Source organism: Pantoea sp. CFSAN033090 (assembly GCF_001264395.1).
GTDB lineage: Bacteria > Pseudomonadota > Gammaproteobacteria > Enterobacterales > Enterobacteriaceae > Pantoea > Pantoea agglomerans.
In genome coordinates, this window is sequence record NZ_LGYX01000007.1 from 272458 (window position 1) to 293701 (window position 21244).

Annotated in this window: 11 protein-coding genes; 2 read left to right on the forward strand and 9 right to left on the reverse strand. The window is 60.9% G+C overall.

All coding sequences use genetic code 11. The annotated features are described in order from the left end of the window. The first annotated feature begins 33 nt into the window (after window positions 1-33). Complete coding sequence (ridA, locus tag AFL22_RS08085; RefSeq protein ID WP_010251687.1) at window positions 34-420, forward strand: 2-iminobutanoate/2-iminopropanoate deaminase; 387 nt, start codon at window positions 34-36, stop codon at window positions 418-420. Between the two features lie 76 nt (window positions 421-496). Here the strand turns inward: ridA and lplT are convergent, their stop codons facing one another. From lplT to AFL22_RS08125, 8 genes are all read right to left on the reverse strand, one after another. Then, window positions 497-1687 (reverse strand): lysophospholipid transporter LplT, encoded by a 1191-nt coding sequence (gene lplT, locus AFL22_RS08090; RefSeq protein ID WP_010251689.1) that lies wholly within the window; start codon window positions 1685-1687, stop codon window positions 497-499. Then, complete coding sequence (gene aas, locus AFL22_RS08095) at window positions 1684-3834, reverse strand: bifunctional acyl-ACP--phospholipid O-acyltransferase/long-chain-fatty-acid--ACP ligase (RefSeq protein WP_010671792.1); 2151 nt, start codon at window positions 3832-3834, stop codon at window positions 1684-1686. Before aas ends, lplT begins: the two co-directional genes overlap by 4 nt. 90 nt (window positions 3835-3924) lie before the next feature. Continuing rightward, complete coding sequence (locus AFL22_RS08100) at window positions 3925-5313, reverse strand: efflux transporter outer membrane subunit (protein WP_052271163.1); 1389 nt, start codon at window positions 5311-5313, stop codon at window positions 3925-3927. Window positions 5314-5316: 3 nt separating this feature from the next. After that, entirely contained in the window at window positions 5317-8418 is a 3102-nt protein-coding gene (locus tag AFL22_RS08105; RefSeq protein ID WP_052271164.1) for a multidrug efflux RND transporter permease subunit, read from the reverse strand. Then, on the reverse strand, window positions 8415-11630 hold the full coding sequence (locus AFL22_RS08110; protein ID WP_052271165.1) for an efflux RND transporter permease subunit: 3216 nt from the start codon (window positions 11628-11630) through the stop codon (window positions 8415-8417). The genes AFL22_RS08105 and AFL22_RS08110 overlap by 4 nt, the downstream gene beginning before the upstream one ends. Then, window positions 11627-12838, reverse strand: a complete 1212-nt coding sequence (locus AFL22_RS08115; RefSeq protein WP_052271166.1) for an MdtA/MuxA family multidrug efflux RND transporter periplasmic adaptor subunit — start codon at window positions 12836-12838, stop codon at window positions 11627-11629. The genes AFL22_RS08110 and AFL22_RS08115 overlap by 4 nt, the downstream gene beginning before the upstream one ends. Window positions 12839-13258: 420 nt before the next feature. Further along, window positions 13259-14998, reverse strand: coding sequence for a penicillin-binding transpeptidase domain-containing protein (locus AFL22_RS08120; protein ID WP_010251720.1), 1740 nt, complete (start codon window positions 14996-14998; stop codon window positions 13259-13261). Between the two features lie 279 nt (window positions 14999-15277). Next, a complete protein-coding gene (locus AFL22_RS08125) occupies window positions 15278-17551 on the reverse strand; it encodes a molybdopterin guanine dinucleotide-containing S/N-oxide reductase (RefSeq protein ID WP_010251724.1) in 2274 nt (757 codons plus the stop codon). Between the two features lie 190 nt (window positions 17552-17741). Here AFL22_RS08125 and galR point away from each other — a divergent pair, with 190 nt between their 5' ends. Further along, on the forward strand, window positions 17742-18743 hold the full coding sequence (galR, locus tag AFL22_RS08130) for an HTH-type transcriptional regulator GalR (RefSeq protein WP_010251726.1): 1002 nt from the start codon (window positions 17742-17744) through the stop codon (window positions 18741-18743). Between the two features lie 33 nt (window positions 18744-18776). Here galR and AFL22_RS08135 read toward each other — a convergent pair whose 3' ends face one another. Further along, complete coding sequence (locus AFL22_RS08135; RefSeq protein WP_052271167.1) at window positions 18777-21149, reverse strand: family 20 glycosylhydrolase; 2373 nt, start codon at window positions 21147-21149, stop codon at window positions 18777-18779. Window positions 21150-21244: the final 95 nt, after the last annotated feature.

A 21244-nucleotide genomic window follows, 5' to 3' on the forward strand; every position in this document is an offset into this window, starting at 1 on the left:
TCGCCGCCTGACGACGTAATCAAAGGAGCAATGATGTCTCGTGAAATCAGTACTGAAAAAGCCCCTGCCGCTATCGGCCCCTATGTTCAGGGTGTCGATCTGGGCAGCATGATCATCACCTCTGGCCAGATCCCGGTGGATCCGGCGACCGGCCAGGTGGCGGATGACGTTGCCGCACAGGCGCGTCAGTCACTGGAAAATGTGAAGGCGATTGTTGAAGCAGCGGGTCTGAAGGTCGGCGACATCGTGAAGACCACGGTGTTCGTAAAGGATTTAAATGACTTCGCCACGGTCAATGCGGCTTATGAGGCGTTTTTCACCGAGCATGAAGCGCACTTCCCGGCGCGTTCCTGTGTCGAAGTGGCGCGTCTGCCAAAAGATGTGAAGATCGAAATCGAAGCGATTGCCCTTCGTCGCTAATCTACGTTGTTAACATCTATTGTTAACGAGGGCGCCCGCCTCTCTCCGGCTATCCCGGAGAGAGGCGGTGAATCGCTTAACGCTTAGCCGGACGCCACAGCCACAGCAGCGCTATCGCCAGCGCAAACAGCACGCCAAAACCGACGCCCGTCGCCACCGCAGGTGCACCCGCCTTGATCGCCAGCGTATAGAGCCCCAGCATGATCAGCATGGCGCTGTTCTCACCCAGATTCTGCACCGCAATCGCATTACCTGAACCGACGCTCTCTTTGCCCCGCGCCTGCAGCAGTGCATTCAGCGGCACCACAAAGAAACCGCCCAGCGCGCCAATCAGCATCAGCACCAGATAGGCATTCAGCAGAGAATGCTGCAGCGCGAAGACGACGACCATCACACCAATCAGCACACCGGCTGGCATACAGCGACGCACCGTTTCAAGCGTCACCAGCTTCGCCGCCGCCGCCGCCCCAATCACAATCCCGATCGCCACCATGGCATTCAGGGTCGTTGGCGTGGTGTTGTCACTGATGCCCAGCGCCACCGGCACCCACAGCACCAGCAGAAAACGCAGCGTCACGCCTGCGCCCCAGAACAGGCTGGTGCCGAGCAGCGAGAAGCGCGTCTCCGCATCACGCCATAGCAGCGCGGCAGCACTGAAAAAACTGCGTACCATCATACCCAGCTGCCAGCTCTGACCAGGACGCGCCGCCTGCAGTTTCGGGATAAACAGGTTGGCCACCACGGCAATGCCGTAGGTCAGCGCACAGATCCCCAGCGCCGCCAGCAGATGCCAGTCAGCCAGCATCCCACCCGCCACTGAGCCGAGCAGAATGGCGGCGATGGTCGATCCCTCCATCAGCCCGTTGGCTTTCACCAGCTTCTCGCCGTGAGTGATCTCACCGAGGATGCCATATTTAGCCGGAGAGTAAGCGGCTGCGCCCGCGCCCACCAGGGTATATCCGAGGAAGGGGTTGAAGCCGAAACAGATCACCAGCGCGCCCAGCAGCTTCAGGCTGTTGGCGAGCATCATCACCCGCCCTTTTGCCATGCTGTCCGCGACCTGACCGACAAACGGTGCCAGCAGAATGTAGGCTGCGACAAAGAGCATCTGCAGCACCGGCTGACTCCAGTCGGGATAGAACTGGCTTTTCAGCACGGCCAGCGTGGCAAACAGCAGCGCGTTATCGCCGAAGGCCGAAAAGAACTGGGCGATAATCACGGCGATCATGCCGCGTGACATCAGCGGCGCATTACGATCAAGGCTCATGCCTGCTCCTCTTCCGCCATTTTTTTCAGCGTGACGTAATCGGGTTTACCGCTGCCCAGCTGCGGCAACTGTTTCATCACCCGGATATCACGCGGCAGCGCCAGTTCTGGCGCCCCCAGCTCGCGGGCCGCTTTCTGCAGGCTGTCGCGCGCCAGTTCAGCGTCGGTGGTGAACAGCACCAGCGCCTCACCACGCTGACCATCCGGGCGCAGCGAGGCGGCATGTTGTTTGTCCGGCGACGCTTTCAGAGCGATCTGCTCGACGATCTCCAGCGACACCATCTCACCGGCAATCTTCGCGAAGCGTTTGGCGCGCCCCTGAATCTGGCAGAAACCGCCGTCATCAAAGCTGACGATATCACCCGTGTCATACCAGCCCGCTTCCTGATTGCCTTCGCCATCGTCGGCGACCGGCACTTCCAGCACGCCTGGATTCTCAACCCGCAGATAGCCCTTCATCACGTTCGGTCCGCGCAGTTGCAGCCGTCCGCCCTGCTCAATGCCCGGCACCGACATCAGCCGCGAATCCATGCCCGGCAGAATGCGTCCGACGGTGTGCGCCTTCGCCGCCATCGGCACGTTAATCGCGACCACTGGCGCGCATTCGGTTACGCCGTAGCCTTCAAGAATGCGAATGCCATACTTCTCCATGTAGAGCTGACGGGTGTTCTCCTGCAGCTTCTCCGCCCCCGCCACCACATAGCGCAGGCGGGCAAAATCATAGGGCGCGGCAAAGCGCGCGTAGTTGCCGAGGAAGGTCGAGGTGCCAAACAGCACGGTGCAGTTGCGGTCATAGACCAGCTCCGGCACGATGCGATAGTGCAGCGGGCTGGGATAGAGGAACACCTGCGCGCCGGTCATCAGCGGCGTAAACAGCCCGACGGTCAGACCAAACGCATGGAACAGCGGCAGCGCCGACATAAAGCGGTCGCGCGGGGTGAAGTCGGCGATGGTGCGGATCTGTTCAACGTTCGCCAGCAGGCTTTTATGCGAATGCACCACCCCTTTAGGATTGCCTTCCGAGCCGGAGGTAAACAGTACCATCGCGGCGTCTTCCGGCTGCTGGGGCAGCTGTGCGCGATGCGGCATCAGCAGATGGGCGACGATCCACAGTTTGTCCTTACTGGTCACGGTATCTTTCAGATCTTCCAGATAGATCCACTGCACATCATCGAGCCCCTGTGGCAGATGCCACAGGTTGCCTTTGTCCAGGAACTGGCGCGACGTGAAGACCGTTTTGATCTGCGCGGCGGTCAGTGCCGCCCGCATGCCGTTCACGCCCGCCGTATAGTTGAGCATCGCCGGAACACGTCCGCGCAGGGATGCCCCGAAAATCGCCGCCGCCGTGACGGTGGTATTGGGCAGCAGCAGTCCTACCACTTCGCGCGGCTGGCTGTAGCGCTCCAGAATACGGCCCACGCCCAGCGCCTTCTTCAGCAGTCCGTTGTAGCTGTCGGGTTTGAAATTGACATCTTCGATGCAGCGCTTAAACGCGCCATAACGCGTACGCGCCGCCAGAAATGCCTCAAACAGGGTTTCACGCGGACGCACCGCCATGCGCGCTTCCATCATCACATGATGCAGATGCTCACCGGCCAGCACGCGCCGATCGCGCGCCCGTTTCGCCTCCGGCATCGGAATGCGGGTGGCGGGCAGAATCGTCAGGGTGATGCGCGGGAACAGGCGACGTTTAAACACGCCCGCCAGACGACCAAACGGCGTGTACTCTGCGCCTTCAATGCGCATCGGCACCACATTCGCGCCCGAACGCGCCGCGACAAAACCCGCCCCGCTGTAGATCTTCATCAGCGATCCGGTGACGGTAATACGTCCTTCCGGGAAGATCACCACCGGACGGCCACTGTCGATCAGCCTGACCAGCTGTTTGAGCGCCATGGGTTTGGTGGGATCGAGCGGTACATAGTCGATAAAGGGTTTAACCAGCCGCATAAACCAGCTTTCGCTGATGGTCGAATAGACCGCATAGACCGGCTTAATCGGCAAAAATAGCGCCAGCAATATGCCGTCGAGAAACGACATATGGTTCGGCGTGATCAATACCTTCTGCTTATGCAGTTCGGCGACGTCGCCACGCAGTTCGACCCGCCATAACAGGCGAAATATCAGGCGCAATAGTGTGAAAACCATGCCGGCTCCTTAGCATCGTGAAAATAGCCCCTCACGATGCAGGATTTGACGCGGTTCGACAACAGAATTATCGGTAACCTGACACCGCCTTCAGGGGGCCTGCCAGCCACCGCCGAGTGCGGCAATCAGCGCCACACTGCTGACCCACTGCGTGCTCTGCAGCGTCAGCAAACTCTGCTGCGCACTCAGGCGGCTGTTTTCGGTGGTCGCCACATCCAGATACGTAATCATGCCCGCCTCATACTGCAAACGCGTCACCCGCGCCGAGGTCTGCGCCGCGTCGGTGGCGCGCTGCTGCGCGGCGATCTCGCCCTGCAGCGTGTTCAGCTCCACCAGCTTATCTTCCACCTCCTGCATTGCGGTCAGCACCGTCTGACGATAGGTCGCAACGCTGGCATCCCAGCCCGCTCGTGCCTGATCGACCTGTGCTGCGGTCGCACCAAAATCCAGCAGCGTGCCGCTCAGCTCCGGCCCCAGCGACCAGACGCGATTCGGCAGCGAGAAGAGCGAATGCAGCACGGAAGAACTGACGCCACCGCTGGCGCTCAGGGTCAGGTCGGGATAGTAACCGGCCACCGCCACGCCCACCGCGGCATTGGCGGCGGCCATGTTATGTTCGGCGTAAGCAATGTCAGGACGGCGCTGCAACAGCTCGCCCGGCAGGGCTGCCGGAATCGCGGGCAGCCTTGCCGTCAGCGGCGCGACGGTCAGGCTGAATTCAGCGGGTGCTTTGCCGGCCAACAGCGCAATGGCGTGCTCCATCTGTGCGCGCTGCCACTGATAATCCTGCGCCGAGGCGCTGGCGCTCTCCAGCTGCAGTTGTGCCTGAGCCAGGGTCGCACGCGACGCGGTGCCCGCCTGATACTGGCTGGTAATCACTTTCAGGTAGCGCTGATAAGCATCAACGCTCTGCTGATAGAGCGCGATTTTCTGATCCATGATGCGCAGCTGGAAATAGTCCTGCGCCAGTTCAGACTGGGCGCTCAGGGTAATATTGGCCAGTTCCGCCGCGCTGGCCGAGGCGCTGGCGCGGTTCTCCTCCAGCGTGCGTCGCAGTTTGCCCCACAGATCCAGCTCCCAGCTGGCGCTCAGCTCCGCCTGATGGCTGCTGCTGGTGGTGCGAACGCTGCTGTCAGTCGCGTGGCTGCCGCTGCGCGTCGCGCTGCCGTCATAGCCCAGCGAGGGAAACAGCGCCGCGCGTGACTCACTCGCCAGCGCCTGTGCCTGCCGGTACTGCGCGGCATAATTCGCCACGTTCTGGTTCGAGATGCTCACCTGGTTCAGCAGGCCGCTCAGGGTGGCGTCGTGATAAACCGCCCACCATTCGCCTTTGCTTTGCGCATCAAGCGGCGTCGCCTGCTGCCAGCCTCTGGCCTCTTTATAGTGGACCGGCATCACCATCGCGGGGCGCTGATAGTCGGGACCGACGCTACAGCCGCCCAGCAGCAGCATCACAACAAAGGGGATAAGCGGTTTCATGGATCAGGATTCCGTAGGGCGCAGACGACGCCATTGACGTTGAGTGGCACGGCCCAGACGATCGAGCCAAAGATAAACAACCGGCGTGGTAAACAGCGTGAGCAGCTGGCTGAGCGCCAGTCCGCCCGCAATAGCGATGCCCAGCGGGCTGCGCAGATCGGCATCACCGCCGCTGCCCAGCGCCAGCGGCAACGCGCCGAAAAAGGCGGCCAGCGTGGTCATCATGATGGGCCGGAAGCGCATCAGGCACGCCTGGGTGATCGCCTGCTGTGGCGACATGCCCTGCCGCCGTTCCGCGTCGATGGCGAAATCGATCATCATGATGGCGTTCTTTTTCACGATGCCGATCAGCAGGATGATGCCAATCAGCGCGATCACCGTGAGCTGCGTGCCGGTCAGCAGCAGCAGTAACAGCGCGCCGACGCCCGCTGACGGCAGGGTCGAAAGAATGGTCAGCGGATGGATGTAGCTCTCATAGAGCACGCCGAGCACGAGATAGACCGCCGCCAGCGCCGCCAGAATCAGCCACGGCATGGTCGCGGTCAGTTGAGAAAAGGCGGCGGCGGTGCCGGCAAAACCGGCGTGAAGGGTCGATGGCAGGCCCAGCTTCGCCATCGCCTGTTTTATCAGTTCCTGCGCCTGTTCCAGTGACACCCCCTCGTTGAGATTAAACGCCAGGGTGCTGGTCGCGGCCTGGCCCTGATGCGCCACCGACAGCGGCGCGTTGCCGCCGCTGAAGCGGGCAAAGGCGGAGAGCGGCACGCGGTCACCGCTGTCGTTAATCACATAAAGCTGCTGCAGCGTCTCAGGATTGGCGGTGTCGCTATCCTGCAGTGACATCACCACGTGATACTGATTCAGGGTGTGATAGAGCGTGGCGATCTGCCGCTGGCTGAACGCATTGTTCAGCAGCGTATCCAGCATGTTCACGTTGACGCCCAGCCGGGTGGCGCGATCACGATCGATGGTCAGCTCCAACTCCTGGCCGCCGGTCTGCGAATCGGAGTCCACGCTGTTAAGCTCGGGGATCGCCGCCAGCGCCGCCTGCACTTTCGGCGTCCAGGTGCGCAGCAGATCGAGATCGTCCGCCTGCAGGCTGTACTGATACGTGGCGTTGGCGCTGCGTCCGCCAATGTGCAGGTCCTGCGCCGCCATCAGGAACATCTGCGCCCCGGCGATGTGACTGGTTTTGCGCGTCAGCCGGTTGGCCACCTCGGTGGCGGTCGCATCGCGCTGATCAAAATCTTTAAGCCGCACAAAGAAGTTGGCGCTGTTGCGGGAGCCAAACATCCCGCTGCCCATCGACGACATCACACTCTCTACCGCCGGGTCTTCCTGAATGATCTGCGTGAACATCAGCATTTTCGGCTTCATCGCCTGGAACGAGATGTTCTGATCGGCGCGCAGCGCACCCATCAGCAGCCCGGTATCCTGATTGGGGAAGAAGCCCTTCTGCACCACGGCGAAGAGAAAAACATTCAGTAGTACGGTCAGCAGCAGGCTGAGCAGCGTCAGTTTCTGATGGCGCATCACCCAGGCCAGCCCGCGCCCGTAGGCGGCCAGCAGGCGATTCAGCTGGTTTTCAATCAACTGATAAAGCGGATGCGGCCGCTGGCTGACGGGCGGCTTTGGTTTCAGCAGGCGGGCGCAGAGCATCGGCGTCAGACTCAGCGAGACAAACAGCGAGATCAGCAGCGACACGGTGAGCGTCACGGCAAATTCGCGGAACAGCCGCCCGACAATGCTGCCCATCAGCAGGATTGGGATGAACACCGCGATCAGCGACACGGTCATCGACAGCACGGTGAAGCTCACCTCCTGCGCCCCGCGCAGCGCTGCCCGCAGCGGGCTCAGCCCGCGCTCAATGTGACGGGTGATGTTCTCCAGCACCACAATCGCATCATCCACCACGAAGCCGGTGGCGATAATCAGCGCCATCAGCGACAGGTTATCCAGGCTGTATCCCAGCAGATACATCACCGCGCAGGTGCCGATCAGCGACACCGGCAGTGCCAGCGCCGGAATGATCACCGCCTGCAGATTGCGCAGAAAAATAAACACCACCGCAATCACCAGCAGCACCGCGATCAGCAGCGTCTCTTCGGTGTCATACAGTGAGGCGCGCACGCCAGGCGAACGGTCAACCACCACCTTCAGCTGGCTGTCAGCGGGCAGGCTCTTTTCCAGCTGTGGCAACTGCGCTTTTATCGCGTCGATGGTTTCCAGCATGTTGGCACCCGCCTGACGTTTGATACCGATCATCACCGCCGGTGTGGCATTCAGAAACCCCGCCTGATAGCGATCTTCCACCGAGTCATAGACCGTGGCGACGTCGCGCAGTCGCACCGCGTTGCCCTGCTGATAAGTGATGATCAGATCGCGGTAGCTGGCCGCCTTCTCCAGCTGGCCGTTGCTGTCCACCAGCCACGACTGGTCACTGCCCTGTAAGATCCCTTTAGGCAGATTGGTAGTGCTGTTGGCGACGGCGGCACGCACCGTCTCCAGCGAGATGCCGTAATGGGTCAGCTTCATCGGCTGCAGATCAATCCGCACCGCCGGTAAGGCGCTGCCCATCAGCGAGACTTCGCCGACGCCCTGTACCTGCCCCATCGCCTGTTCGATTTTGCTCTCCGCCAGATCGTAGAGCTCCCCTGGCGTACGGGTGGCAGAGGTCAGCGCCAGCATCACTATTGGCGCGTCTGACGGGTTGGCTTTGCGATAGGTCGGCAGCGAGGCCATTGCGCTGGGCAGCAGGCTGCGCGCCGCGTTGATTGCCGCCTGCACGTCGCGCGCCGCGCCATTGATATCGCGGTCCAGTTCAAACTGCAGGATGATGCTGCTGGAGCCCTGCGAGCTGCTGGAGGTCATCTCACTGATACCGGCAATCTGCCCCAGCGAACGTTCCAGCGGCGTAGCGACCGTCGCCGCCATGGTTTCCGGGCTGGCGCCTGCCAGGCTGGCGCTGACCATGATGGTAGGAAAATCGACCTGCGGCAGCGGTGCCACCGGCAGCAGCCGGTAGCCCAGCGCGCCCAGCAACAGGATCGCCAGCGTCAGCAGCAGCGTCGCCACCGGACGAAAGATAAACAGCCGCGTCAGATTCATTGCCCGCTCCGCGCCCGCTGCTGACGGCGTTTCACCCAGGCGTTACCGCGCTGCGCCAGCCCATCAAACAGGAGGTAAATGACCGGCGTGGAGAAGAGTGTCAGCACCTGACTGACAATCAGCCCGCCGACAATCACCAGCCCCAGCGGCTGACGCAGCTCTGCCCCGGAGCCGGAGGCCAGCATCAGTGGCAGCGCACCCAGCAGCGCCGCCATCGTCGTCATCAGAATCGGGCGGAAGCGCAGCAGGCAGGCCTGATGAATTGCGTCGCGCGCGCTGAGCTGCTGATGGTGTTCCGCCTCCAGCGCGAAGTCGATCATCATGATGGCGTTCTTTTTCACGATGCCGATCAGCAGGATCACCCCAATCAGCGCAATCAGGCTGAATTCGGTGCCCGCCAGCAGCAGCGTCAGCAGCGCGCCCACCGCCGCCGACGGCAGCGTAGAGAGGATGGTCACCGGATGGATAAAGCTTTCGTAGAGGATGCCGAGCACCACATACATGGTGATCAGCGCCGCCAGAATCAGCCACAGCGTGTTACCGGTGGCGCTCTGAAACGCCGAGGTTTCCCCCTGATAACGCAGCGTGGTGCTCTCCGGCAGCTGCAGCTGCTGCCGTACTTCCGCGATCGCCCGCTGTCCATCCTCCAGCGAATAGCCCGGATTAAGGTTGAAGGAGATCATCACCGCCGGAAACTGATTCAGCCGCATGTGCATCAGCGAGCCGGTGCGCTGGTGGATAGTGGCGATAGAGGTGAGTTTGACCATGCCGCTGCTGGTCGGGCTGGCGCTGGTGTCAGAGGCTGAAGTGGACGTCGACGAAGACGAAGACGTTGACGTTGATGAAGCCGTGCTGGTGGATGACGACGCCGAACTGCTGCTGCCGGACGATTGCAGCCAGACATCATCAAACGACGCCGGACCCTGCTGGTATGCCGGAGCCACTTCCAGCACCACCCGATACTGATTCGACTGGGTGAAGATGGTCGAGACCAGCCGCTGACCAAAGGCGTTATAGAGCGCGGTGTCCACGTCCGATGCAGTAATGCCGAAGCGCGCCGCTTTATCGCGGTTCAGCTCAACGTAAGAGACGCGCCCCTGATCCTGCAGGTTACTCACCACCCCATTAAACTCGGGCCGCTGCTGCAATGCCGCCACCAGTTTCGGCGACTCGCTGACCAGATTTTCACTGTCGGCATCATCGAGGGTGAACTGATACTGACTCGGCGAGACCTGATCGTTGACGGTGAGATCCTGCGCCGGTTGCAGATAGAGCCGGATGCCCGCCACATCGGCAGTCGCCTGTTTCAGCTGGCTGATCACCTCGCTGGCGCTGAGATCGCGGAAGCCAAACGGCTTAAGGTTGATCTGCAACCGCCCGCTGTTAAGGCTGGTGTTGGTGCCGTCGATGCCGATCGTCGATGAGACGCTCTCCACCGCCGGGTTTTTCAGGATCCGCGCCGACAACGCCTGCTGCCGCGTTGCCATGGCGTTAAACGAGACGTCCTGTGAGGCGACGGTAATGCCCTGAATCAGCCCGGTATCCTGGGTCGGGAAGAAGCCTTTCGGCACCATCATGTAGAGCAGCGCCGTCAGCCCGAAGGTGGCCAGCGCCACCAGCAGCGTCAGTTTCTGATGGTTCAGCACCACGGTCAGCAGCCGGTCATAGCCGCGCACCAGGGCATCAAACAGTTCGCCGCCCTTGCGGGCAAACGTCGACTGCTGTTCTGGCGGAATGTGGCGCAGCAGATACGCACACAGCATCGGTGTCAGGGTCAGCGATACCACCATCGACACCAGAATTGCCACCGCCAGGGTAATCGCGAACTCCCGGAACAGTCGCCCGACTACATCGCCCATAAACAGCAGCGGGATCAGCACCGCAATCAGGGAAAAGGTCAGCGAGATAATGGTGAAGCCAATCTGCTGTGAGCCTTTCAGTGCCGCTTCCATCGGCGACTCACCCTGCTCCAGCCGCCGGGAGATGTTCTCGACCACCACGATGGCGTCATCAATGACAAAACCGGTGGCGATAGTCAGCGCCATCAGCGACAGATTATTCAGGCTGAAGCCCGCCAGATACATCACACCAAAGGTGCCGACCAGCGACAGCGGCACTGCCACGCTCGGAATCAGCGTGGCGGCCACGTTGCGCAGGAACAGGAAAGTCACCATCACCACCAGCGCAATCGACAGCATCAGTTCAAACTGCACGTCGCTGATCGAGGCGCGAATGGTCTGGGTGCGATCGGAGAGAATGGTCATCTTCACCCCCTCCGGCAGCGCCGCCTGCAGCGCGGGGAGCTGCGCCTTGATATTGTCCACCACCTGGATCACGTTCGCGCCCGGCTGACGCTGCACGCTGATTACAATCGCGGGCTGGTTGTTGGCCCACGCCGACTGGAAGCTGTTTTCCGGCCCCTGTTCAATGTGGGCGATATCTTTCAGGCGCAGCGCCGCGCCATTCTCATAGCTGAGGATGAGGTTGCCGTACTCGGTTGCGGTGCGCAGCTGGTCGTTGGCGTCAATGGTCACCGAATGATATTTACCGTCAAAGCCGCCTTTGGAGCCATTGACGTTGCTGTTGCCAATCAGCGTATTTACCGCCTCCAGCGTCAGATGATGCGCCGCCAGCGCCTGAGGATTCATCTGCACCCGAATCGCCGGCTGGTGGCCGCCCGCCAGCGTCACCATCCCGACGCCGGAGATCTGCGACAGCTTCAGCGCCACCCGGGTATTGACCAGATCCTGCACCGCGGTCAACGGCAGCGTGCTGGAACTGGCCGCCAGCGTTACCACCGCGCTGTCCGCCGGATTGACCTTTTTGTAGGTCGGCGGATTGGGCAGGTCGTCGGGCAGCAGGTTATTCGCCGCATTGATCGCTGCCTGCACCTCCTGCTCGGCGACATCCAGCGACAGATCGAGGCTGAACTTCAGGGTAATGATCGACGAGCCGCTGGCACTGGTGGAGCTCATCTGGCTCAGTCCCGCCATCTGCCCTAACTGGCGCTCCAGCGGTGAGGTGACCGACGACGCCATCACATCCGGGCTGGCACCCGGATAGAGCGTGGTGACCTGAATGATCGGATAGTCGACCTGCGGCAGTGCCGAGGTTGAGAGGAATTTCCAGGCAAAAATGCCGGCGATCAGCACGCCGACCATCAGCAGAATGGTGGCGACCGGACGCAGAATAAACAGGCGCGACGGGTTCATTTCGACACAGCACCCGCAGCGGCGTGTTTCTCATCGGCCAGCGACACTTTGCTGCCGCTGGTCAGACGATCGATCCCTTCCGTCACCAGCCGATCGCCCGGCGAAACGCCGCTGAGGATCGCCTGCTGTTCGTCTCCGAAAGCGGGACCAGTGGTGACCGCTTTGCGCGTAACGCTGTGATCCTGATTGATCACAAAGACAAAGCTGCCGTCGCTGCTCAGCTGCAGCGCCTGGGCCGGGATCACCGTCGCGCCTTTCAGCACCCGGGTCTGCAGCCGCAGATTCACAAACTGATTGGCAAACAGCGACTCATCCTGGTTAGCGAACACCGCTTTCAGCGCCACGGTGCCGGTGGCGGTGTCGATCTGGTTGCTGATGAACTTCACTTCGCCACTGCCGAGCTGATGCTGGTTGTCCTGATCATACAGCGTGGCGGGCAAGCTCTGCCCCTGATGCAGCACGCTGACCAGCGTCGGGATTTCGCTTTGTGGCACGCTAAAGGTCACGGCGGCAGGCTGCATCTGGGTGATGGTCACCAGACCGGTGCTGCTGGCACTCTGAACCATGTTGCCGGGATCGACCTGACGCAGGCCGACGCGCCCGCTGATCGGGGCGGTGATCCGGGCATATTCAATGCTGAGTCTGGCACTGGCGATCTGCGCCTGATCGGCGGCGACGGCACCGCGATACTGCCCGACGGTGGCAATCTGGCTGTCCAGATCCTGACGCGCCAGTGCATCCTGCGCCGCCAGTTTGCGGTAGCGCGCCAGCGTCAGCTCCGCACTTTTCAGCAGCGCCTGGTTTTCGCTGAGTTCGCCCTGATACTGGTTAAGCGTGGCCTGAAAGCTGCGCGGATCGATCTGCGCCAGCAGCTGCCCGGCGCTGACTTTCTGCCCCTCGGTAAAGAAAACCTGCTCCAGCTGGCCGTCAACGCGGCTGGTCACCGTGACGCTGGCGTTGGGGATGACCGTGCCGAGTGCATTCAGCCACACCGGCACATCCGCCGTGCTGGCGACACCGCTGTGAACCAGCGTTGCCCCTCCGCCCATCATGCCATGCGCACCCGGTCTGCCCGACGGCATCCCCTCGCCCGGCCCGTGACCTGCCGCCAGCAGACGCCAGATAACCCCAGCGACAATCGCCGCCACCAGCAACAGGAGCAGCCATTTAAGCCCAAAGGAACGCGTGGGGCGAGAAAGGTGAGTCATCGTCGAACTCTTCAGATAAGCAAAAAAAGAAATCCCGGAACGTGCGGAATGCGGCAGTGAGCGGCGGCGAGCAAAAAAGCGCCAGGCTTCACGGCGGCCATTATCAGTGAAAGGCGACGCGCCTTTCTATTGGCAAACTGTCAGGATTTCGTTAAGAACGATGTTGATTTAGCGGGGGTTTTTACAGCGGTAACGGCAGGCTAAGGCAAGCAGGCAAAAAAAACCCACGCATCTGCGTGGGTTGGTGTAATAACAGGGTCTCACTGCCGAAGCGGTGTTGTTTTCACACCCATCAATACCTCTGGGACTGCTATCCTCGCACTGATTGACCGCGCGGAGACAGCAGGAAAACGCAACCGAATTCGGGGAAGTGCAACGAGGTGTGAATATCCTTCACGCCTCGCTTACACTCTGATTTGCCTAAGATTTATCTGAAGGAGTGGCGGCCGGTTTGGTGTAGATGGCATCCGGTGCAATATTCATGTGTTTCAGTACCGGTCCCATGATATTGCCGAACACCGGCGCAGCAACCGAGCCACCGAAGTGATCGCCCGCTGTCGGATGGTTGATCATCACCACCAGCGCCACTTCAGGATGGCTGGCAGGAGCGAGACCGGCAGTGTAGTTGACGTAGCCGCCATCATACTTGCCGCTGGTACCCATTTTTTCCGCCGTACCGGTTTTGGTTGCCAGACGGTAGCCCGGCACCGCAGCTTTCAGACCGGTTCCGCCCGGCAGGACGTCACTCTCCAGCATATGAACCACCTCTTTCACCGTTTCCGGGTTGGCGACCTGGCGTCCCATGACCGGTGGCGTAACGCGGGTGATCGACAGCGGACGGTAAATGCCATAGGAGCCGAGCGTGGCGTATTCGCGGGCAATCTGCAGCGGCGTCACACGCAGGCCATAGCCAAAGGAGAAGGTGGCTCGCTCGATATCTGCCCAGCGGGTGCGGTGCAACGGAAAGTAGCCGACGCTTTCGCCGGTCAGCCCTAAGCCGGTTGGTTTGCCAAGGCCGAACGCATGATAGGTGTTGACCAGCGCTTCGGCGGGCATCGCCAGCGCGAGGTGTGACACGCCGATGTCGCTCGATTTTTGCAGAATGCCGGTCATGGTCAGGCGCGGCCAGTGGCCGACATCGCGGATCAGGTGGCCGTTAACGCTGTAAGGCGTGGTGTCGATCACCGAATCCGGGCGCACCAGGTGGCGCTCCAGCGCTTCCATCACCACTAACGGTTTGACGGTCGATCCCGGTTCGTAGCTGTCATTGATGGCAGAGTTACGCATCTGCGCGGGCGTTGCCCCTTCATAGTTGTTGGGGTTGAACGAGGGATAGGAGGCCATCGCCAGAATCTCGCCGGTGTCGATTTTCACCAGCACGGCCGCACCCGAGTCCGCCTTGTTGATCAGTACGCCGTCGCGCAGTTTGCTGTAGAGCGTGTACTGGTCATATTTGTCGATGCTGAGCTGTACCGTCGGCGGCTGGGTCGGCGGCTGATAGTTGATCATCGCGATGATATTGCCTGCGGCATCCTGCCGATAGACCTCTTTGCCCGGCTCGCCCTGCAATACTTTATCAAAGCCCTTTTCCAGTCCGTTCAGGCCGACGTTATCCGCCCCGACGATGCCGATCAGCGGCGCAGAGGCCTCGCTCATCGGGTAGAAGCGGCTGTCGTCATAGACTTCGCTGATGCCTTTCAGCTTCAGCTCTTTAATATCTTTGGCGATGCCCAGCTCGACTTTACGCCCCAGATAGAGGAAGCGACGTTTCGGGTTGGCGGTGATCTGCGCCGCCAGCTCTTCGGGACGGGTGTTGAGCGCCGCCGCCAGATAGGCCCATTTGGCACTGGTAAAATCGGGGTTGCTCTCCAGCACGCGCTGCGGATCGGCAATCACGTCGCGCGACGGGACGCTGAGCGCCAGCGCTTCACCGTTACGATCCAGCAGCGTGCCGCGACTGGTCGGCAGCGTCACGGTACGCAGCGATCGCTGATCCGCTTCGTGCTCCAGCATCGGCTGATTCAGGAACTGCAGGTCCGCGACGCGCGCCAGCAGCACCACCAGACAGGTCGTGACACCCAGGCAGATCAGTCGGAAACGAAAAGGGTTAAACGGCGCTTTTATCTGGTCTTTTCCCAGTAGTTTTTTAATCCGGGGCATGGCATTCCGCTGCGTAAAATAAAGAGAAAGGGGCTGGTGCCAGCAGTTATAAAGAAAGCGCTGGCCGTATAACAGGAAAACTGTGTATCAGTTCGTTATCGGCGGCCGATTTCTGGCAAAAAAAAACCTGCGCATCTGCGCAGGTTGGTGTAATCAAGAAAATCTATTGATGTTCACCCATCAATACCTCTGGGACCCTGAATGTAGCAAGAGGGATCGATCGGCTGCCATCTCTCAAACGCAACAGTTACCGGCAAAATGTAACCAGCCATGAGATCCTTACGCTATTGTGCAATCCTGATGTTTTTTGATTTCCACCAGGCAGCTCATGGCGTTTGGCCCCTGCGTCAGCGACGAGGTGCCGATGTCGAGCGTCAGCACGTTGGGGTTACCCGCGCGATCGTGCGGCTGCCACGCCTTGCCAAAGCCGGGATCAAACCAGGCGCCGGTGGCGATAATCACTACGCCCTGCGTCACGCCATCGGTGATCCGCACGCCCGCCAGCATCACGCCGCGTGCGTTGCTCACCTCTATCTCGTCGCCCTCCACCAGCCCGCGCGCGGCCGCATCCTGCGGATGCATGTAGAGCGTTTCGTGTCCGGCGGTTTTATTGCCCTGCACCGTTTCTGTAGCATCCAGCTGACTGTGTAACCGGTCGGAAGGCTGAATCGAGATCATGTGCAGCGGATAGTCGCGGCTGACCGGCGAACCGAGCCACTCCTGGGGTTCACGCCATTCCGGATGGCCGGCGAAATCGTCCAGCTGGTAGTCTGCAATGGTCTGGCTGAAGAGCTCGATTTTGCCGCTGGCGGTTTTAATCGGATTGGCCTGCGGATCGGCACGGAAATCATCCATAAACTGATAGGGTTTGCCCCCTTCGGGGATCTCCACAAAGCCGCGCTGCCAGAACTCCTCAAACGACGGGAAATCGATGCCTTTACGCTGATGCGCGGTCGCACACTGCTGATAAAGATGGGCGATCCACTGCATCTCGTTGCGCCCTTCGGTGAAGGTATCGCGGTAGCCGAGGCGCTCCGCCAGGTCAGCAAAAATATCGAAGTCGTTGCGCGCCTGATGCTGCGGTTTAATCGCCTGATGCATCGCCAGCACAAAGCGGTCGCGTGAGGAGCCGCCGATGTCATTGCGCTCCAGCGTGGTGGTCGCAGGCAGCACAATGTCCGCCATCTGCGCGGCGGGTGTCCAGACGATATCCTGCACCACGACCGTATCGGGCCGCTGCCAGCCCTCCACCAGCCGGTTGAGCTGCTGGTGATGATGGAAAGGATTGCCGCCCGCCCAGTGCACCATGTGAATGTCGGGATAGTGCAGGGTTTCGCCCTGAAAGCGGTAAGGCTGGCCGGGATTGAGCAGCATATCGCTGATCCGCGCCACCGGAATCGACAGCCCGGAAGGATTGGGGCCGGTGCTCATCATCGGAGCCGGACCTTCCTGGCGCGGGTTGCCGACGCTGTTCATCGAACCGTGACCAAAAGAGAAACCTGCGCCCGGCAGGCCTGGCTGGCCGAGCATCGACGACAGCGCAATCATCATCCAGTAAGGCTGCTCGCCGCGATGGGCGCGCTGAACGGAATAGGAGCAGGTAATAAAGCTGCGCTTGCCGGTGAGCTGCTGCGCCAGCTGCACAATGCGATCGGCCGGGATGCCGGTGATACGGCTGGCCCAGCCGGCGGTTTTCGCCACGCCGTCGGTTTCGCCCAGCAGATAGGCGCGCAGCTGCGGCCAGCCGGTGCAGTGGCTGGCGAGAAACGCTTCGTCAACCGCGCCGCGCTGGGTGATCTCATGTCCCAGCGCAAGCATCAGCGCCACGTCGGTGTTGGGGCGAATCGGAATCCACTCGGCGTTAACAAATTCCGGGCAGTCATCGCGCATCGGGCTGATGTTGATCACCGGCGTGCCTTTGGCCGCCAGCTGCATCAGCGCCGGTTTCAGGCTGTGCTGCCCTGCGCCCCCCGAGGCGACCTGGGCGTTTTTCAGCGCCAGCCCACCAAAGGCGACAAAAATTTCGGCATGTTCCACCACCTGCGGCCATTCGGTGACGCGCCCGGTCAGCGGCATGTAGGTGCCAATCACATAGGGCAGGAAGAACTGCGCGGCGCCCCAACTGTAGTTACCCTGCTGATCAACGCCGCCGCCGCCCTGAAAGTAGAAGCGACGAATCAGGGTGCGGGCATGGTTAACACGTCCGGCCGATGACCAGCCGTAGGAGCCGTTGAAAATGCCCGATGCGCCATAGCGCTCGCGAATGCGGCGATTCTCCTCCGCCACCAGATCCAGTGCGGTTTCCCAGTCGACGGCAACAAAATCTTCCCGGCCACGCAGCGTACGGTCGCTCTTTTCGCGTGACTTCAGCCACGAACGCCGCACCATCGGCTGACGAATGCGTTTGTCGGAATAGACCAGTTCAGGAATGGTGTGGATCATCGGTGACGGATCGGCATCGGCGAAGAAAGGTTCGCAGCCAATCAGACGATCGTTTTCAGTGACGGCGGTAAAGGCGCCCCAGTGCGCCAGATGTGGCACTTTGGTTTTCATCGTTGTTTTTCACGGTAGCCAGGTGGGAGATTGAGCATAGCATGGTGCGACGCCTCAGCAGAAGACGTGCAGCAGTGACCGTTTTTACCCCTTTTTGCGACGACGCTGGCATTCTGTCGGGTTGATGTGTCCGCCCTTTTCCGTAACACTGATGCGATGTGTAAACGTTTTCCCCAAAGCAGGTCAACGCATGGCTACCATAAAGGATGTTGCGCGACTGGCTGGCGTTTCTGTCGCCACAGTCTCCCGTGTAATCAATAATTCTCCCAAAGCCAGCGACAGCTCCCGACAGGCCGTAGGTCAGGCGATGGAGCAGCTTCAGTATCACCCGAACGCCAACGCACGCGCACTGGCGCAGCAATCGACCGAAACGCTCGGCCTGATTGTCGGTGACGTCTCCGATCCCTTTTTTGGCGCAATGGTTAAAGCCGTGGATGAGGTGGCAGGTGACACCGGTAACTTTTTGCTGATTGGTAACGGTTACCATAATGAGCAAAAAGAGCGGCAGGCGATTGAACAACTGATGCGTCACCGCTGCGCGGCGCTGGTGGTTCACGCTAAGAAAATCCCGGATGCAGAGCTGGAAGTGCTGATGAAGCAGGTGCCTGGCATGGTGCTGCTGAACCGGCTGATAAAAGGCTTTGAAAAGCGCTGTATCGCGCTCGACGACCGCTACGGTGCCTGGCTGGCGACCCGTCATCTGATCCAGCTTGGCCACCAGAATATCGCCTTTATCTGCTCGACCCACACCATCTCCGATGCAGAAGATCGCCTGCAGGGTTACTACGATGCGCTGAAAGAACATGGCCTGCCGTGCAGCGATCGGCTGGTCACCTGGGGTGAACCGGATGAAGTGGGCGGTGAGCAGGCGATGACGGAACTGCTGGGTCGCGGCAAGAATTTCACCGCCGTCGCCTGCTATAACGACTCAATGGCCGCCGGCGCGCTGGCGGTGCTGAGCGATAACGGCGTTCGGGTGCCGGAAGAGATGTCGCTGATCGGCTTCGATGATGTGCTGGTTTCGCGCTATGTGCGACCGCGCCTCACCACCATCCGCTATCCGATTGTCACCATGGCGCAGCAGGCGGCCCAGCTTGCGCTGGCGCTGGCCAACAATCAGCCGCTGCCGGAAGTGACCCACATGTTCAGCCCGACCCTGGTGCGCCGCCACTCGGTCAGCGGCCCGGCCTGAGGACGCTATGGCCGGTTTATCCGGCCGCAGCGTTTACTGAAAGGCGCGCAGCAGCGTCTCCAGCGGCCTGACCAGCGCAATCACCGTTTCATCCTGTACCTCTGCGGCGGCATCCAGTGTCGCGCGCATCTCCGCCACTTCACTGGCACCAAACGCCTGATTGCGAACGTAAGCATTAACCAGCGCGAGGCCCATGGCGCTCAGCGCCTCGATCTGCTGCACGCTCTGTGCCAGCGGCTTCAGCGTTGCACTGGCGTTAATGATCGGCAGCACCGCGCTGGTGTTAGCCTGCCAGCGCTGCAGCGGCGCGCGAACCGCAGAGGCGGCAGCCGGATTATTACGATTGGCGATTAACACGGCGACCTGCTGCTCCAGCTGACGTACCGCCTCACTCTCAGCGGGCAGTACATCTGCCAGCCGGTTCAGGGGTTCATGGTAGTCGTAATGGCCCGCCTGAAACTTGAGATGCTGACGCGTGTAGTATTGCGCCGGTTCCAGCACCTCGGCCAGAACCCGCAGTGGGGCGATGTCATGCCCACTGGCCAGCCGCATCATCTGCTGCTCCGTCTGCGCGTGTTGCAGCGTTCCGACCGACACGCTGCTCCAGCGATCCATCGCCGCCAGCCGCGAATACATCGAGTCGGTATTGGTGACATCCTGTGCCGACCATAACCGCTCAGCCACAACAAAGGCGCGCGGCCACAATTTGGTATCAATAATCTGGCTGTTGATGTTTTCTGCCCACAGCGCCGCCTCGCCACCCAGCAGATTTTGCTGCACCTGCTCGGGTGTGGGCAGCGCGGGCGCGATGCCCGCAGGCGGCTGCGCCAGCCGTTGACCGCTAGTGGGATAACGCACGTTGCCTACCTCTGCATAACCTTTGAGGGCGTTCTGTTGCAGCGTGAACACCGGCTGGAACGGCCCCATCCAGCTAACCACGCTAAACCGCACCTGCTGAGTCGAGAGCCAGTTGATCTGACTGACCATCCGGCGGGCTTTGCCATCGAAGTCGATAAAACCGCGCCAGCCTGGTTCTCCCTGTATCAGCGTAAAGCTGCCCTTCACCGGGCTGCCTTTCAGCCGCGGCATGGTGAATGACCAGCTCTGCGCCTGGTCGCCTGGCCGCAGACGATCCTGCCCGTTGAGGCCCTGTGGCGTGACCTCATTGCGGTAGTGATAGCTGGCAGGCTGAGGCTGATCAAGGTAGAAACCGGTGGAGAGGATGCCGCGGTAGTTCTCTTTTGCCAGCGCGCTCAGCGCATCCTGGCCCTGCCACGACTGGATCAGAATGCTGCGCGGCAGATCGGGATGGGCAATCTCATCCCAGCCCACCATCTGACGGTGATGGGCTTCCAGGATCTTCTCTACCCGCTGATTGAAATATGCCTGAAGCGCATGGGCATCTTTCAGATCGTGATCGCGCATAAACTGCTGGATAGCAGGCGAGTCGTTCCACTGTGTCGGATCCACCTCATCGCCGCCAATGTGCAGCCAGGGATCGGGGAAGATCGCCGCCATCTCACCCACCAGCGTGTCGATCACCTGATAAACCTGTTCGTTGCTGGGATCGAGCAGCGGTTTAAAGACGCCCCAGCCGCGCTCCATCTGCCAGGGGCCGGGTGCGCTAATCAGCTCTGGCATCGCCACCGCCAGCGCGGACGCATGTCCCGGCATATCCAGCTCCGGCACCACACGCACCCCGCGATCGGTGGCATATTTCACGATCTCCCGCATCTGCTGCTGGCTGTAATAGTTGCCATCGCTGGCTTTCTGCTGCAGCTGGGGATAGTGGCTGGAGGCGAAGCGCCAGCCCTGATCGTCAGTAAGATGCCAGTGAAAGACGTTCATGCGCGCGGCGGCGATGCCGTCGATCTGCCGTTTAAGCGTCTCCACCGGCATAAAGTGACGCGCCGTGTCGATCAGCACGCCGCGCCACGGAAAGCGCGGATGATCGTGGATGGTGACGTAAGGAATGGTTGTCCCCTGTGCGCCGTTTTGTATCAGCTGCAGCAGGGTTTCCATGCCGCGCATCGCGCCGAAACGGCTGGGCGCGGTTAACAGGACGCCGTCGCCATCGACCTGCAACTGATAGCTCTCATCACTATCGGGCAGCGGCAGCGGATCCACCGCCTTCGCAATGACGATGCGGATAGTCGGTGCTGCTACCGGCTGGGTGGCGGGCAACAGCGGCCAGCCGGTCTGATTACTGATTCGCTCCAGCCAGCGCGCTTCGGCACCCGCCAGATGATCGCCGGCGATTTGCAGCGTCAGCTGCGGCGTCAGGATAAGCGTGCCGCCGCTGGCGGGCTGTTCCACCTGTTGCGGCCAGGGCATCAGCGGCAGCGAACTGGCCAGAGCGATCGGGCAAAGGGCTGAGAGCAGGAGCAGAGAACGGGGTAACCACATTGGCGGGCATCCTTGTAACGTCAACGTTTTGACAGGGCAGAACGTTGATTAAAGTTGCTGCACGCCAATCCGCCAGTGGATCCTGCAGGAAACCT

Coding starts and splice junctions, on each gene's coding strand:
- ridA (WP_010251687.1), top strand. CDS start 34: ATGTCTCGTGAAATCAGTACTGAAAAAGCCCCTGCCGCTATCGGCCCC.
- lplT (WP_010251689.1), bottom strand. CDS start 1,687: ATGAGCCTTGATCGTAATGCGCCGCTGATGTCACGCGGCATGATCGCC.
- aas (WP_010671792.1), bottom strand. CDS start 3,834: ATGGTTTTCACACTATTGCGCCTGATATTTCGCCTGTTATGGCGGGTC.
- AFL22_RS08100 (WP_052271163.1), bottom strand. CDS start 5,313: ATGAAACCGCTTATCCCCTTTGTTGTGATGCTGCTGCTGGGCGGCTGT.
- AFL22_RS08105 (WP_052271164.1), bottom strand. CDS start 8,418: ATGAATCTGACGCGGCTGTTTATCTTTCGTCCGGTGGCGACGCTGCTG.
- AFL22_RS08110 (WP_052271165.1), bottom strand. CDS start 11,630: ATGAACCCGTCGCGCCTGTTTATTCTGCGTCCGGTCGCCACCATTCTG.
- AFL22_RS08115 (WP_052271166.1), bottom strand. CDS start 12,838: ATGACTCACCTTTCTCGCCCCACGCGTTCCTTTGGGCTTAAATGGCTG.
- AFL22_RS08120 (WP_010251720.1), bottom strand. CDS start 14,998: ATGCCCCGGATTAAAAAACTACTGGGAAAAGACCAGATAAAAGCGCCG.
- AFL22_RS08125 (WP_010251724.1), bottom strand. CDS start 17,551: ATGAAAACCAAAGTGCCACATCTGGCGCACTGGGGCGCCTTTACCGCC.
- galR (WP_010251726.1), top strand. CDS start 17,742: ATGGCTACCATAAAGGATGTTGCGCGACTGGCTGGCGTTTCTGTCGCC.
- AFL22_RS08135 (WP_052271167.1), bottom strand. CDS start 21,149: ATGTGGTTACCCCGTTCTCTGCTCCTGCTCTCAGCCCTTTGCCCGATC.